Annotated in this window: 15 protein-coding genes; 10 read left to right on the top strand and 5 right to left on the bottom strand. The window is 47.1% G+C overall.

All coding sequences use genetic code 11. The features are described from left to right. Both thrB and thrC read left to right on the top strand, forming a co-directional pair. Positions 1-957, top strand: a complete 957-nt coding sequence (gene thrB / locus R3289_RS13530) for a homoserine kinase (RefSeq protein WP_318926202.1) — start codon at positions 1-3, stop codon at positions 955-957. A 3-nt stretch (positions 958-960) separates the two neighbouring features. Then, positions 961-2,247, top strand: a complete 1,287-nt coding sequence (gene thrC / locus R3289_RS13525) for a threonine synthase (protein WP_318926201.1) — start codon at positions 961-963, stop codon at positions 2,245-2,247. Between the two features lie 93 nt (positions 2,248-2,340). Here the strand turns inward: thrC and grcA are convergent, their stop codons facing one another. Continuing rightward, entirely contained in the window at positions 2,341-2,718 is a 378-nt protein-coding gene (gene grcA / locus R3289_RS13520) for an autonomous glycyl radical cofactor GrcA (RefSeq protein ID WP_107284102.1), read from the bottom strand. 338 nt (positions 2,719-3,056) lie between these two features. On the opposite strand from grcA, the gene nfo reads away from it, so the two are divergent. From nfo to R3289_RS13505, 3 genes are all read left to right on the top strand, one after another. Further along, complete coding sequence (nfo, locus tag R3289_RS13515) at positions 3,057-3,908, top strand: deoxyribonuclease IV (RefSeq protein WP_318926199.1); 852 nt, start codon at positions 3,057-3,059, stop codon at positions 3,906-3,908. 71 nt (positions 3,909-3,979) lie between these two features. Continuing rightward, the gene (gene ung / locus R3289_RS13510; protein WP_318926197.1) at positions 3,980-4,648 is read left to right on the top strand and encodes a uracil-DNA glycosylase; all 669 of its coding nucleotides are present in this window, start codon (positions 3,980-3,982) and stop codon (positions 4,646-4,648) included. A 124-nt stretch (positions 4,649-4,772) separates the two neighbouring features. Further along, entirely contained in the window at positions 4,773-5,306 is a 534-nt protein-coding gene (locus tag R3289_RS13505; protein WP_318926195.1) for a hemerythrin domain-containing protein, read from the top strand. A 108-nt stretch (positions 5,307-5,414) separates the two neighbouring features. Here R3289_RS13505 and R3289_RS13500 read toward each other — a convergent pair whose 3' ends face one another. Further along, positions 5,415-5,597 (bottom strand): DUF3545 family protein, encoded by a 183-nt coding sequence (locus R3289_RS13500; RefSeq protein ID WP_318926193.1) that lies wholly within the window; start codon positions 5,595-5,597, stop codon positions 5,415-5,417. 447 nt (positions 5,598-6,044) lie between these two features. On the opposite strand from R3289_RS13500, the gene R3289_RS13495 reads away from it, so the two are divergent. Both R3289_RS13495 and yaaA read left to right on the top strand, forming a co-directional pair. After that, the gene (locus tag R3289_RS13495; RefSeq protein ID WP_318926192.1) at positions 6,045-7,472 is read left to right on the top strand and encodes a sodium:alanine symporter family protein; all 1,428 of its coding nucleotides are present in this window, start codon (positions 6,045-6,047) and stop codon (positions 7,470-7,472) included. Between the two features lie 120 nt (positions 7,473-7,592). Then, positions 7,593-8,372, top strand: coding sequence for a peroxide stress protein YaaA (gene yaaA, locus R3289_RS13490; protein ID WP_318926190.1), 780 nt, complete (start codon positions 7,593-7,595; stop codon positions 8,370-8,372). 98 nt (positions 8,373-8,470) lie between these two features. Here yaaA and srmB read toward each other — a convergent pair whose 3' ends face one another. Together srmB and R3289_RS13480 are read right to left on the bottom strand one after the other, a co-directional pair. Next, positions 8,471-9,742, bottom strand: coding sequence for an ATP-dependent RNA helicase SrmB (srmB, locus tag R3289_RS13485; RefSeq protein WP_318926188.1), 1,272 nt, complete (start codon positions 9,740-9,742; stop codon positions 8,471-8,473). Between the two features lie 219 nt (positions 9,743-9,961). Continuing rightward, positions 9,962-10,699, bottom strand: a complete 738-nt coding sequence (locus R3289_RS13480; protein ID WP_318926187.1) for a tRNA1(Val) (adenine(37)-N6)-methyltransferase — start codon at positions 10,697-10,699, stop codon at positions 9,962-9,964. A 423-nt stretch (positions 10,700-11,122) separates the two neighbouring features. Between R3289_RS13480 and brnQ the strand changes: the two genes are divergently transcribed. Beyond that, a complete protein-coding gene (gene brnQ, locus R3289_RS13475; RefSeq protein WP_318926186.1) occupies positions 11,123-12,430 on the top strand; it encodes a branched-chain amino acid transport system II carrier protein in 1,308 nt (435 codons plus the stop codon). Positions 12,431-12,503: 73 nt separating this feature from the next. Here the strand turns inward: brnQ and fldB are convergent, their stop codons facing one another. Further along, positions 12,504-13,025: a flavodoxin FldB gene (fldB, locus tag R3289_RS13470; RefSeq protein ID WP_318926185.1), complete on the bottom strand. Its 522-nt coding sequence runs from the start codon at positions 13,023-13,025 to the stop codon at positions 12,504-12,506. 187 nt (positions 13,026-13,212) lie between these two features. Here fldB and xerD point away from each other — a divergent pair, with 187 nt between their 5' ends. Next, a complete protein-coding gene (xerD, locus tag R3289_RS13465) occupies positions 13,213-14,109 on the top strand; it encodes a site-specific tyrosine recombinase XerD (RefSeq protein WP_318926183.1) in 897 nt (298 codons plus the stop codon). A 152-nt stretch (positions 14,110-14,261) separates the two neighbouring features. After that, on the top strand, positions 14,262-14,984 hold the full coding sequence (dsbC, locus tag R3289_RS13460) for a bifunctional protein-disulfide isomerase/oxidoreductase DsbC (protein WP_318926181.1): 723 nt from the start codon (positions 14,262-14,264) through the stop codon (positions 14,982-14,984). The last annotated feature ends 117 nt before the right edge of the window (positions 14,985-15,101 follow it).

Genomic DNA, 15,101 nt, shown 5'->3' with positions numbered 1-15,101 from the left:
ATGAGTGTTGTAGTTTATGCGCCAGCGTCGATTGGCAATGTCAGTGTCGGGTTCGATGTCTTAGGCGCAGCAGTTTCACCAATTGACGGCACCCTGCTGGGGGATCGGGTGAGAGTGGCTGACGGCGAACAACCGTTTACCCTCGATTGTGTGGGTGAATTTGTTGCCAAATTACCGCCCGAGCAGGAAGATAATATTGTATATCAATGCTGGCGTGTGTTTGCCCGCGAGCTGGATAAAAAGGGCCTGGCGCTAAAACCCGTTGCCATGACGCTGGAAAAGAACATGCCGATTGGTTCTGGGCTCGGCTCTAGTGCCTGCTCGGTTGTTGCGGCCCTCGATGCACTCAACCGTTTTCATGACTTGCCGCTCAATGAGGTTGAATTACTGGCCTTAATGGGCGAAATGGAGGCGCTGATTTCTGGCAGTCTGCACTATGATAATGTCGCCCCTTGTTATTTGGGCGGCCTGCAGTTTATGGTTGAAGAGCTGGGGATCATCAGCCAGTCGGTACCGTGTTTTGATGACTGGTACTGGGTCATGGCGTATCCGGGGATTAAAGTACCAACCGCAGAGGCGCGTGCCATTCTGCCGGCTCAATATCGCCGTCAGGATGTTATTGCACATGGTCGCTACCTTGGCGGCTTTATTCATGCGTGTTATTCACAGCAGCCGGAGCTTGCAGCAAAAATGATTAAAGATGTGGTTGCAGAACCCTATCGCGAAAGATTATTACCGGGTTTTTCCAATGCAAGGCAATATGCGCTGGAAGCTGGCGCACTGGCCAGTGGGATCTCTGGCTCTGGGCCGACGATGTTTAGTGTCTGTAATGACCTCGAAGTTGCAAAACGTATTGCACGTTGGCTCGAAGAGAATTATGTTCAGAACGATGAAGGATTTGTCCATGTCTGTCGCCTTGACAGCCAGGGCTCAAAAGTAACAGGAAGTGAGCTATAAACTATGAAGTTGTATAACTTAAAAGAACCTCAAGAGCAGGTTTCATTTGGTCAGGCTGTGCGTCAGGGCTTGGGTCGCAACCAAGGCCTGTTTTTCCCATCAGAACTACCTGAACTGGGCGATATTGACGCCCTGTTAGAGATGGATTTTGTTAGCCGCAGCAGTAAAATTCTCTCTGCCTTTATTGGTGATGAGCTTGCTTCTGAGACCGTCAGCCAGATGGTCAGTAACGCCTTTCAATTCCCGGCCCCGATTGCAAAGATTAAAGACGGTGTTTATGCCCTGGAATTGTTCCATGGCCCGACGCTGGCGTTTAAAGACTTTGGCGGCCGCTTTATGGCCCAGTCGCTGGCTGCCGTGTCAGATGGCGACGGTAAAGTGACCATTTTAACCGCCACATCCGGTGATACCGGTGCCGCGGTTGCTCATGCCTTCTATGGTATGGACAATATCAAGGTCGTGATCCTGTATCCGAAAGGCAAAATCAGCCCGCTGCAGGAAAAATTGTTCTGCACCCTTGGCGGTAATATCCATACCGTTGCCGTTAATGGCACGTTTGATGACTGTCAGGCCCTGGTTAAAAACGCATTTGATGATGCAGAGTTGCGCCAGGAAGTCGGTCTTAACTCGGCCAACTCAATCAATATCAGCCGGTTGATGGCGCAGATATGCTACTATTTTGAAGCGGTTTCTCAGCTGCCAAAAGCACAGCGTGATAATCTGGTGATTTCGGTACCAAGTGGTAACTTTGGTAATCTGACGGCAGGTTTATTAGCGAAATCACTCGGCTTACCGGTTAAGCGTTTTATTGCCGCAACGAACGTCAACGATACGGTGCCTCGTTATCTGAAAACCGGCGAGTGGACACCAACCCCAACGATTCCGACTATTTCTAATGCAATGGATGTCAGCCAGCCAAATAACTGGCCACGTATCGAAGAGTTGTGTCAGCTTAAAGGTTGGGGACTGAATGAGCTTGGATATGGCGCGGTTACCGATGAGCAAACGGCAGAAACGTTACGTCAGATGCACACGGAAGGTTATCTGTGTGAACCGCATGGTGCGATAGCCTATCGGGTGCTTAATGAACAACTACAAGACGGTGAAACCGGTTTGTTCCTGTGTACCGCGCACCCGGCGAAGTTCAAAGAAGTCGTTGATGAGATCCTTGGCATCGATGTTGATCTGCCGGCACCATTAGCCAAGCATGGTGCAATGGAGCTGCTGTCACTAGAGCGTGACAATGACTTTGACCAGTTGAAAGCTGTGTTGCAAAGCGTACAGGATTAACCTAGGCCGGATGTGCGCACCATAGTGATCGAAAAGGGAGCCAGTCGGCTCCCTTTTTTGTCTCTTGGTTTACAGAAGCTGCGCGCTATGAGATCACAGGCTTTTAGTAAATGTACGTGCAATAACGTCGCGCTGTTGGTCAGGCGTTAGCGAGTTGAAACGTACTGCGTAACCTGAGACGCGGATAGTTAGCTGAGGATACTTCTCTGGGTGTTTAGCGGCATCTTCTAGTGTTTCACGCTTAAGGACGTTAACGTTCAAATGCTGACCGCCTTCGATTTTAGCCGGCGCTTCGATAGCCAGTTCGCGGTACTCAATCTCACCAAGTTCTGCGGTGGCTACAACTTGATCTTCTTCGTAGCCAGATTGTGCACATACGCAGCGAGCCTGGTTTGTTTCGCTATCCAATAACCAGATAGAGTTCAGTAGTTCGTTGTTTGCTGTTTTCGTAATTTGAATACCGGTGATCATGACTTACTCCTTCGAAGGATGTTGTTAGATTTTTCAATTTCTTGTTGAGTTGCGTATTATATACCCCGAAACTGGTGGGCTGGTATTGACTTAGATCAAGAAACAACTATAAACCTTAATTTTGATAGGGCTGTTTTTTTGAGCTAAATCAACATAACCTTATTTTTTAAGTATTAATGAGAATATTTTATTCTTTAAAAAATATTTTAATAGTTGGATTGTAGTAAAATTACAACAAAAAGAGGGCGATTTTCATTTTTTTAGCGAAGGAATATGGTCTGTGTCTGATCATCTTGTCGTAACTATCGTGGAAACATAACACAATTAAGAGGTGAAAAATGAAGTTAATCGGTGCTCATGTGTCTGCAGCTGGTGGGGTGTTTAATGCGCCGGAAAATGCGGCCAAGATCGGAGCGAATGCATTTGCATTGTTTACCAAGAACCAAAGACAGTGGGCTGCTAAACCTCTTGAGCAAGATGTGATTAAGGCATTCAAAGCGCGTTGCCAGCAATATGGCTTCAGTGCCGATGCCATTTTGCCTCACGATTCTTACCTGATCAATCTGGGGGCACCTGAAACGGATAAGCTGGAGAAGTCTCGCGCAGCCTTTATCGATGAAATGCAGCGCTGTAATCAGCTTGGTTTAACCCTGTTGAATTTCCATCCGGGCAGCCATTTGAAGAAAATTTCACAGCACGATTGCCTGTCGTTAATAGCGGAGTCGATTAATCTTGCCCATCAACAGGTGCCTGGTGTCGTCGCGGTTATTGAGAATACTGCTGGTCAGGGGTCCAATTTAGGCTGGCGTTTTGAGCATCTGGCTGAAATTATTGCGCAAGTTGATGATAAGAGCCGGGTCGGCATCTGTATCGACACCTGCCATACTTTTGCCGCCGGTTATGATTTGCGTACCGAAGCGGCGACAGAGGCAACTTTTGCAGAGTTCGATCAGGTCGTCGGAATGAATTATTTACGCGGCATGCATTTAAATGATTCGAAAGGTGGCCTGGGCAGCCATCTCGATCGCCACCACAGCTTAGGTGAAGGTGAGATTGGCTGGGATTGCTTCCGCTACCTGATGCGCGATAGCCGATTTGACAATATTCCCTTGGTGCTGGAAACCATTAACCCGGATCTCTGGCAGCAAGAAATTATGACGTTACGCTCATTCGTGAATGCTGAGATCTAATGGTGGTTTGCTCCTGATCTTCAGGCTTGATGCAGGTAGAATATAGGGCTTAAAAGTATCAGGAGCATGTAATGGACCATTCACTCACTTGGCATGAGATCATTGAGCAGGAAAAACAGCAATCTTATTTCCAGTACATAGAACAGTTTGTAGCGACCGAGCGCGCCGAGGGAAAAGTCATTTACCCTGCAGAACAAGATGTCTTCAATGCTTTTGACTCCACCCCCTTTAATCAGGTTAAAGTCGTTATTTTAGGGCAAGACCCTTATCACGGTCCCGATCAGGCTCACGGCTTGAGTTTTTCGGTATTGCCCGGGGTTAAAATTCCCCCCTCACTGGCTAATATGTATAAGGAGCTGGCGACTGATATTCCGGGCTTTGAAATCCCGAATCATGGCTGTTTGCAAGGCTGGGCCGGCCAAGGCGTATTACTGCTTAATACAGTGTTGACGGTGGAACGCGGACAAGCACATTCACACGCCAAAATTGGCTGGGAAACCTTTACTGACCGCATTATTGATACGCTGGATCGCCACCTGGAAGGCGTGGTGTTTTTGTTATGGGGCGCCCATGCACAGAAAAAAGGCAGAAGAATAGATGATGAAAAGCATCATGTACTGAAGTCAGCGCACCCATCGCCATTGTCTGCTTATCGGGGGTTCTTCGGCTGCCAGCATTTTTCTCAGACGAACCTGTTGCTAAAGCAGATGAATAAACCGGAGATTAACTGGCAACCCTGAGTACTGGTGTCATTGACGTTTGTTCGCTAATTGAACAATTTGCAACTACGATCAATATGCTTTCTCCGGCTATGGCATACACTTAAAAGGTAACGATTAGGGAAATGTTGCCTGGGAGTGAACTATGATTTTGGAAATTATTCATACAGAACACGGTTATATTAATCGCTTGCTGAAAGTGCTGCAGCAGAAGTTAGCAAGCATTAAAAATGGTCAGTCGGTTGACTACAGTTTGATCAAGGATATTGTTGACTACCTGCACAATTATGCTCAATGCTGCCACCATCCTAAAGAAGATATCTTGTATCACTATTATCAGTCGCATTATGACAAGAATGACGATATGAAAAGTCTGGAGCTGGAGCATCAGGAGCTGGCGCAACTGACCAGTGAGTTTTCCGAGACGGTCGATATGATTCTGATGGATGCGGTGATCCCATTAGATGTGTTTGCGGAAAAGCTGAATACTTTTGTCACCCGCCAGAAAGCCCACCTTGAGTTCGAAGAAAAGCAGGTCTTTCCTCTTATTCGTCGCCATTTTACTGCTAAGGACTGGGTCGCGGTATCGGCTGAATATCAAGGGGAGTATTCCGATCCACTGTTTGGGGATCAGGTTGCGGACCGCTATCTGAAACTGTCGAAGCGCCTCTTGATCTGAATCGCGATAGAAAGAAAAAGCGCCAATGGCCAACAGATTAATTATCTGGCGCTTTGAGTACCAATCGGATCAAATAACAATACGTTAAGTGATTCGATTGGCCTGAAATTAACATTCAGCCATTTCGTCTGAATACTCTCTGAACAGATCAATATCTTCTAATTCTTTGCGCAGTCTTTGCTTGTCCTTTAAAGCTTCAATTTCACGCCATTTACGTTTTTCTGGCTTGTTCCGAGAGCGACGTATCGGGCGTTCTGTTGCAAGAATGTCATCGAATGCATAGCTATCCATAAAGCACCTCTTTCTTACATATTGGGATTAACTAAATATCATATCGGGGTTTAAAATAATATTGAGGTGTTTCACAAATGTTACTTTTTAATGAATTATTTATGTGCCAATAATCACACAAACAACCTTTCCGCTCAAAAAGTAAGCACAATCAGTATTTTGTATAAAGAAGTGTTTAGAGTGCTTCTTATCAACTGTTGGGTTAGGCTCTAAAACGGAATGAGGAATAAATTACAAGAAAGGCATACAGTTAAGTTATTATGTTCACTTCAAATATTGCTATTATCAACTTAAATTCATATTTTCTTGTGCCATTTGTTTCGTGCTACAGAACACACATTTCTTCACTGCATCATAAGAACAGCGACTACTCATTTTATTGTATCTGGCTCGTGAAATGACCGAGGAGATGCAGCTTGTTGACGATTTTTAAGAGGGGGGGTTGCTGTGGCAAGCCAGATTAATTTTTTTAACGATCTGTTGTGGGGCTCAGTACTCATTTACCTCTTGGTTGGTGTGGGCATTTTCTTTACCTATCGCCTGGGGTTTATCCAGTTCAGGCATTTTGGTCATATGTTCAAAGTGATGAAAAACAGCCGCAGATCAGATAAGGCGGGTATCTCCTCTTTTCAGGCACTTTGTACCAGTCTGGCGGCTCGGGTCGGAACGGGAAACATGGCTGGTGTGGCCGTGGCGCTTACTTTAGGTGGTCCAGGAGCTATATTCTGGATGTGGCTGATCGCAATGCTGGGCATGGCCACGGCATTTGCCGAGAGTGCCCTTGCCCAGCTGTATAAAACCCGTGACGATGACGGTAACTACCGCGGAGGGCCTGCTTATTACATGGAAAAAGGCCTCGGTATGCGCTGGATGGGGATCGTTTTTTCGATTTGTCTCATTATTGCATTTGGTCTGGTATTTAACTCGGTACAAGCCAATTCCATTACTCTGGCGATGAATGTCGCCTTTGGCTGGAACCCGACGTATATGGGCGTGGTTCTGGTCGTGATGACGGGCGCGATTATTTTTGGTGGTCTGCGCACCATTGCGCGGACGGCTGAAATTTTAGTTCCGGCGATGGCGTTATGTTACCTGGTATTGGCGCTGTTTATTATGTTCAGCAATATCGAGAAGTTGCCGGAGGTACTGTCGCTGATTTTCCGCAGTGCGTTTGGCCTGGAAGAGGCGGCGTCAGGCGCACTGGGTTATAGCATTGCTCAGGGGATGATCAACGGCCTGAAGCGTGGATTGTTCTCAAATGAAGCGGGTATGGGGTCTGCACCGAATGCTGCGGCATCTGCAACGCCGTATCCGCCGCATCCGGCTTCGCAAGGCTATGTTCAGATGCTGGGTGTTTTTATGGACACGATTGTGATCTGTTCGGCGACCGTCGCGATTATCCTGATGTCTGGCGAGTATGTTCCGCATGGTGAAATTACCGGTATAGAACTCACTCAACGTGCGTTAAGTGCCCAAGTAGGCGGTTGGGGGGCAATCTTTATCGCGGTGGCTATTTTCTTTTTTGCGTTTACCTCTCTGGTGGCTAATTATTCGTATGCCGAAACCAACCTGATCTTCTTAGAGCATAATCATAAAGCGGGTCTGACTATTTTCCGCCTGGTTGTACTGGCTATGGTGATGTTCGGTGCGGTAGCCGATCTGCCAACCGTGTGGGCGATGGCGGACGTGTCGATGGGAGTGATGGCAATCATTAACCTGATAGCGATAGTACTGTTGTCCGGAACGGCGGTTAAGCTGGCGAAGGATTACAATAAACAGCTAGCGCAAGGAAAGGTGCCGACATTTAACAGTAAAGATTACCCTGAGCTGCATGCCCAGCTGGAAGAAGGGATCTGGGATCAGGACAATCGGTGATAGGTTAAGCTTATTGGAACAATACCTAAAGTCACGCGTCAATGCGTGGCTTTTTTTATCGATGATGATAATCTCATATTACACCAATCGGGATTATCATCCGTTAAGGAACAAAGCCTTATGTTAATTGTGGTCTCTCCTGCCAAGACACTTGACTATGAATCGTCTCTGGCGACCCAAACTTATACCCTGCCTGAACTGACGGATCACTCAGCAGAGCTCATTGATGTGTGTCGTAAGCTGACACCCGTGGACATTGCAAGCTTGATGAAAGTGAGTGATAAAATTGCCGGCCTGAACGCCGCTCGTTTTGCTGAGTGGCAGCCGGAGTTTACGATGGATAATGCCCGCCAGGCTATTTTGGCGTTCAAAGGTGATGTCTATACCGGTCTTGATGCGCAGACCATGAATGAAGATGATTATGCTTATGCCCAGCAGCACCTGCGGATGCTCTCGGGCCTTTATGGGTTATTGCGGCCTCTGGATTTAATGCAGCCATACCGTTTAGAAATGGGGACCAAGCTGGCCAATGCCCGTGGTACTAATTTGTACCAATTCTGGGGCGATATTATTACCGATAAACTCAATGCTGCATTGGCAGAGCAAGGCGATAATATTCTGATCAACCTGGCATCGAACGAATACTTTAAAGCGGTAAAAATCAAAAAATTGGATGCACAGCTAATCACTCCGGTATTCAAAGACTGCAAGAATGGTAACTATAAGGTTATTAGTTTCTATGCCAAGAAAGCTCGTGGCATGATGGCTCGTTATATCATTGATAACCGTATCAAATCAGTCGATGAGCTTAAGCAGTTTGATGTGGCTGGCTATTACTTTGTTGCTGCGGAGTCGACTGATAAAGAATTGGTGTTTAAGCGCGAAGAGCCAATGAAATAAAGCGTGAGCAGGCAATAAAGGACTGATTGGTAAAAGAAAGGCAGGGTATTCACCCTGCCTTTTTGGATCTCGTGCTTTTAGAAGCGGTAACCGAAGGATTACGCTTCTTTTTTGCTATCAGTCTTTGGCTGTGAGGCTTTTTTTTGCTTTTTCGCCGCTTTCTTTTGCTTCGCGGCTTTAAGCTTTTTATCGACTTTAACTTTTTTCTTTTTCACTGTTTTCGTTTTCTTGCTTACAGGTCGCAAGCCATTGATAAAACGCTCAGGCACTTCTTCTTTCATGTAACGGCCCACACGTTCGATCATGGCTTGATCATGTGCCTCAATCAAAGAGATCGCGGTGCCTTTTTTACCGGCACGTGCCGTACGACCAATACGGTGCAAATACACATCAGAAGTACGAGGCATGTCGAAGTTAATAACATGGCTAATATCAGGCAAATCGATACCACGGGCTGCAACATCTGTTGCCAGTAAGACGTTCACTTCACCATCACGGAAACGAGCAATCGCGTTGTTACGTGACAGCTGCGCCATCTCCCCTTGGATCCAGCTGCATTTGATGTTCATTGCGGCAAGCTGATCGCGCAACTCGCCAAGACGCTCACGCGTTTTGATGAACACAATACTGCGTTCGGCCTGGTGCTTCAGAATGTTCTCAAGCAATGCCAGTTTGTGGCCCATGTCATCACAACGCAGGTATAACTGATGAATCTTCTTGCGCTCGCGACGTGAAGGCTCAGAGTCAATTTCTACAGGCTCAGTCAGAATCGTTTCAGAGAACTCACGAACACCCTTACCTTCCAGCGTGGCAGAAAACAGAAGGCTCTGGCGACGCCAGCGACACTCATGGTTGATACGCTCAACAATCTTCGTGAAGCCCATGTCCAGCATGCGGTCAGCTTCATCTAAGATTAAGCATTCGATGGCACGGCAATCAAAGCGCTCACTCTCGATGTATTCCATGAGACGACCGGGGGTTGCTACAACAAGATCCTGGGTTTTACCCAGAAGTTCTGCGTGATCGTCGTACGAAATGCCACCGGTGATGGTGAAAATATTCAGCTTGGTGTGTTTCGCCAGGGCACGAGCGTGATCTGCCACCTGAATCGCAAGTTCACGTGTTGGGGTCAGAATTAATACACGTGCAGGACCTGGCTTCTTACGTGGGAAATCAAGTAAGTGCTGGATCATCGGCAGAAGAAATGCGGCGGTTTTTCCGGTACCTGTTGGAGCGGAAGCCAATACATCTCTACCGTCCAGGGCGTGAGGGATAGCCTGCGCCTGAACTTCTGTCGGGCGGGTATAACCGATTTCTTCAATCGCGTGTAATAGTGCGCTATCTAACTCTAATTCGGAAAAGTCTTTCACCAGTCATCTCTCCTCGGACAAGACCAATTCCAATAACAATCGCCACCTCTTTTCCGGTGCAGGATAGTGGATCGATCATTAGTGGTATTCATATAAGGGGCGGCATTATAGAGATAATTGCCGCAAGTATCACCGATTAAAGCATAAAAACTTTAGGAACAATTCATCTCATTGCCATTTTTGATGATCTCTTTATTTATAACTTGCTCTGTCCGTGGCCTATAGCTTCAGATAAAAGTCACGGGTAAGGGCAATGAAATCAGAGGAGTACTGGCCGCGGTCATGAATGCAAAGTTGTTCTTCCTGATAGGTTTCGTCTGCGATTGTCCGAGCGCATCTTACTGGTGATAGTGCGATCAGCAGTCGGCTGGCCGGTTTCTTCTCGGTACTTTTGACGGCACACAAACGCTGGCAGTGTAAGCCATATGCTGCTACTGACTGTAGCAGCTGACGCCCTTCATACTCCGGCAAAATGAGACTTGCTGCTCCCTCGGTGGTTAGCAGGTGCTGGATGGTAGTGAGCAGGACGTCATGGCTCAGGTTATCGGTATGTCGTGCTGTAGCACGGGCCTCGCAGTCTGCCTGCAGCCCCGAATTAAAGTAAGGGGGATTACAGATAATCGCATCGACACTGTGCGCTGGCTGAGTGGCCATCCAATGTACAATATCCTGCTGTATGCAGTGTAAGCGGGCAGGCCAGGGGGAAGCGGCGAAGTTGTGCCTGGCCGCTTTTGCGGCAGCGATATCTAGCTCGATAGCAGAAATGGTGCAGGGCAGTGCCGCGGTACGCTGGGCTGCCATTAATGCAAGCAAGCCGCTGCCCGTGCCAATATCTACGATCTGCCCCTGCCGAGGCAGTTCGGCCCATGCCCCCAGTAGTACGCCGTCAGTACTCACCGGCATGCCGCAGCCGTCGTCATCGACGTGAAACTGTTTAAAAGTAAAACCTTTTGCCATTAGACCTCCTGATATCCCCAAACCATCTTGGTGTGCGGTGTTCTCTCTGAGCACGGCATTTTGAGGTGGCTTGGGTATAAAGGAGCATTATAGCGACAGCTAATACTGGCAGCCAAAAAAGAAATGAACATTTAAATTTGTTGAATTGTTGTTAAATAGGGATAAATGCTATTTCTTATCTTTTACATTAGCCAATAATGCTGGGTTTTAGTTCTGATTGCGAGCTTCATATTGGTTCGATCTACTGGTTTTTAAGGTGCTACGCCAAAGAATGTGGTGTTTTTTGCTGTAAGGTTGCTAATTGTTCTCTTTTTCTTCATTATGCTGCGATAAATGTCACATTAAGAAACAAATATCGTGTGGCGTAAGACTATAAAAATGCATACACATCATATAATCAGATAACGAGTGGGAAGGTGCAGTTTGAATAAAACACTCAAAGTAACAGATGTTTTGGCGTTAGGTTTTATGACCTTCGCATTCTTTTTAGGAGCGGGTAACATCATATTCCCTCCTCAGGCGGGTCAACAAGCAGGGGATCATTTATTACCTGCGATGCTTGGCTTCCTTTCAACAGGTGTGAGCTTACCGCTTATTGCCATCATTGCTGTGGCAGTGGCTGGTGGTTGGAAAGGGCTGACTCAAGATTTACCTTCAAAGGCGGCAACGCTGCTGGCGGTATTGATTTTCATCGTGATTGGTCCGGCATTTGCCGCACCTCGTGCTGGTCTTGTAGCTTACGAGATGGGTGTGAAACCGTTTATTGCAGATGCCGGACAGCTTAGCCTAACTATTTTCTCTATTGTCTTTTTCGCTATTTCGCTGTTCCTTTCTCGCTCTCGTGGCAACCTGGTTGATCTGGTGGGTAAGTTCCTGACACCTATTTTGTTTATTGCACTTGTTGCATTGGCAGTGGCCGTCGTGATTAACCCGCAAGATGCTATTGAAGCGGCAAAAGGCGATTACGTTGAAATGCCATTTATTAAAGGCTTCGTTGAAGGCTATAACACACTAGATGCCGTCGCAGCATTGCTGTTTGGCATGGTTATTGTTGATGCCGTTCGCAGCAAAGGTGTGACAGACGAAGCCGCGACACGTAAATACCTTATCAGCGCGGGCTTGATTGCTGCTGCGGGGCTGGCTTTTGTTTATGTATCACTGTTCTATCTTGGTGCTACCAGTGTTGAAATCGCTGCGAATGCTTCGAATGGGGGGGACATCCTAGCGATTTATGTTGCTGCACTGTTTGGCCCGGCCGGACAGATGATTTTGTCATTAATCGTTCTGCTGGCTTGTTTGACAACAGTTGTTGGCCTGATAAGTGCGTGTTCTGAGTACTTTTCGACGCTGACAAGCTGGTCATACGAGAAGTGGGTAACGGTACTGGCTGTGATTTGCTGCGTCGTGGCCAATGTTGGTCTGAACCAGCTGATCAAGATTTCATTGCCTGCGTTGTTTGCCCTGTATCCGATTGCAATGGCTTTGGTTATTCTGACTTTCATTCGTCGTTGGTTACCTAATCCGGTGTTGTCATACCGAGTGGTAATGTTGGTGGCCTTGTCCTTCAGTATGATTGATGCGGCTAAAGTGTCTGGCTTTGATGTCACAGCATTCAAAATTATTCCGTTATTTGATTACGGCATGGCATGGTTGCTTCCAACCACGATTGCGCTGGTAATCACTCGCTTTGTGGGTGGCAAAGCCATTCAAGCAGAGCGTCAGACGGCTTAATTCATTCTTCGCCAAACAAAAAAACGGGATGCCATGGGCATCCCGTTTTTGTTTGGATTGGTTGTCTGGAGGGTTATAGCGAGTCGCTGTACTCAATCAAAATTTGTTCACACCATTGAGTAATGCGTTCATCGCTCATTTCATACTGGCTGTCTTCATCAAGGGCCAGGCCAACAAAGAACTGCTTATCTTCTGTTAACGCTTTCGATGCTTCAAATTGGTAGCTATCATTATTTGGCCAGTAACCGACAACGTTAATACCGGCTGGCAGCAATTTGTCGTGCAGTATGCCCATCGCATCCTGGAACCATTCGGTATAGCCTTCTTGATCGCCGAGGCCGAAAAACGCAACGGTTTTGCCCGCCAGGTGCAGACCGTCAAGCTGAGTCCATACCGCTTCCCAGTCTTCTTGCAACTCACCAAAGTCCCACGTTGAAATGCCAAGGATCAGCATGTCAAAGCGATTCATGTCGCTAATATCCGCTTCTTTGATGTTATGCAGTTCAATCAGCTCGTCCCCGATACAGTCGCGGATTTTCTCTGCCGCCATTTCGGTATAACAGGTGGTCGAGCCGTAGAAGAGGCCAATTTTCATGCTGATAATCCAGTTGGTTTTTGCGATGGCAGAGAGTTTACCTAGCTTCGCATCCGGACACTATATTTTATCTCCATTTAGCGTCTCTGACCGTAACATGACAAGTTACTTTTTATCTCAAATAGACTACCATGGCTAAAGTACTGTATTTATATCCATATGTTTTTTGAGTGGTTTAGAGGCTGTTGTGGAAAACGACGAAATTATCATTGAGCGCTTTCTTGATGCGATGTGGATGGAACGTGGCTTGTCGGAAAACACGTTGACATCCTACCGTAATGATTTAATGAAGCTGTACAAGTGGATGGAAAACCAGCGTCTGAGTTTGGTTGCTGTTTCTGTCGATGATTTGCAGCGCTACCAGCAATGGCTGTTTGATGCTGATTATATGCAGACATCCCGTGCCCGTATGGTGTCTGCCATTCGCCGCCTGTTTCAGTATTTATATCGCGAGAAGCTGCGTGATGATGATCCGAGTGCAATGATGGTAAGCCCAAAGCTTCCCAAGCGTTTACCGAAAGATCTCAGTGAAGAGCAGGTGGATGCCTTGCTGGATGCCCCCGATCCTAACGATCCGGTAGAATTACGCGACAAAGCGATGCTCGAGCTGCTCTATGCCACAGGGCTGCGGGTGACTGAATTAGTGAGCCTGACGATGGAGAGCATCAGTTTACGCCAGGGCGTTGTGCGGGTGACGGGTAAAGGCGATAAAGAGCGGCTGGTACCGATGGGCGAAAATGCGGTTGACTGGATTGAACAATTTCTGACCAGCGGCCGGCCTCAGTTGCTCGGTGAAAAAAGCTCCGATGTCTTATTTCCCAGTAAGCGGGCAAGACAAATGACCCGGCAGACATTCTGGTATCGTATTAAGCACTATGCCGTACTGGCAGGCATTGATAGTGATAAGCTTTCACCTCATGTGATGCGCCATGCCTTCGCGACCCATTTGTTAAATTACGGGGCGGATCTACGGGTTGTTCAGATGCTATTGGGTCACAGTGATTTATCAACGACGCAGATCTATACTCATGTAGCGACGGAGCGATTGAAACAGCTTCATCAAACTCACCATCCCCGCGCTTAATTTCAATGGCTTAGGTGAAATTGCTTTACTGTTAGAGGACGAATACATATAAGGTTACTTGGGTATTCATAGTTCCTGTGAACTTTGAAAGTATTTCGAACTCTTACAGGTCTTACTCTCTAACTCATAATAATGCTTAAGGAAATAGTCGAATGCACTTTTTTGGCCGTACGTTACTTGCTACAGCTGTTGCGTTTACCGCTTTTACCGCAATGGCAAAGCCTGACAATGCTGCAATTGAAATGAAATTGAGCGCGATTGGCTTAGCACCAAGCTCTATTTCGCCGTCTCCGGTTTCAGGCCTGAATGAAGTCGTGACTGAACGCGGTATTGTCTATGTTTCTGACAATGGCAGTTATTTCCTTGCCGGTCATCTGTATCAGAATGATGGTGCAGAGCCAATGAACCTGACTGAGCAGAAGATGGCGAAAATCAACAAAGACAAACTGCAGGGCATGGAAGATGAGATGATCATCTACCCGGCCAAAAATGAGAAATATGTGGTGACTGTCTTTACCGATACCAGCTGCGGTTATTGCCGTAAACTGCACAATGAAATGCAAGCGTATAATGATGCGGGTATCACCATTCGCTACCTCGCTTTTCCTCGTGGCGGTGAGCGTTCAGGCAACTTTGGCCAGATGAGTGCGGTTTGGGGGGCGAAGGATCCCGCAAAAGCGATGGACGAGGCGAAGAATGGGAACTTTGACGAAAGCGGTATTACGCTTCGCGAAGATCTTGTTCGTAAGCATTATCAGCTGGGTGTGGCAATGGGCGTCAATGGTACACCGGCGATGGTATTGGAAGATGGCACTATGTTGCCAGGTTATCAGCCAGCCGCCAGATTGCGCCAGATGCTAGACAGCCGCAGCTGATTTTGAGTTTGCTCGATAGCGAGATTCGCGCAATATAGAAATTTAATGCCCGCGACCTGACGGGATCAGGTCGCGGGCTTTTTTCATGGCTTGTGCCGTGAATTGAGATAGAATGCT

Origin of the sequence: Photobacterium sp. (genome assembly GCF_033720175.1) — a bacterium.
GTDB lineage: Bacteria > Pseudomonadota > Gammaproteobacteria > Enterobacterales > Vibrionaceae > Photobacterium.
The sequence above is the reverse complement of the archived record's forward strand: the minus strand, read 5'-3'. Positions and strand labels throughout refer to the sequence as shown.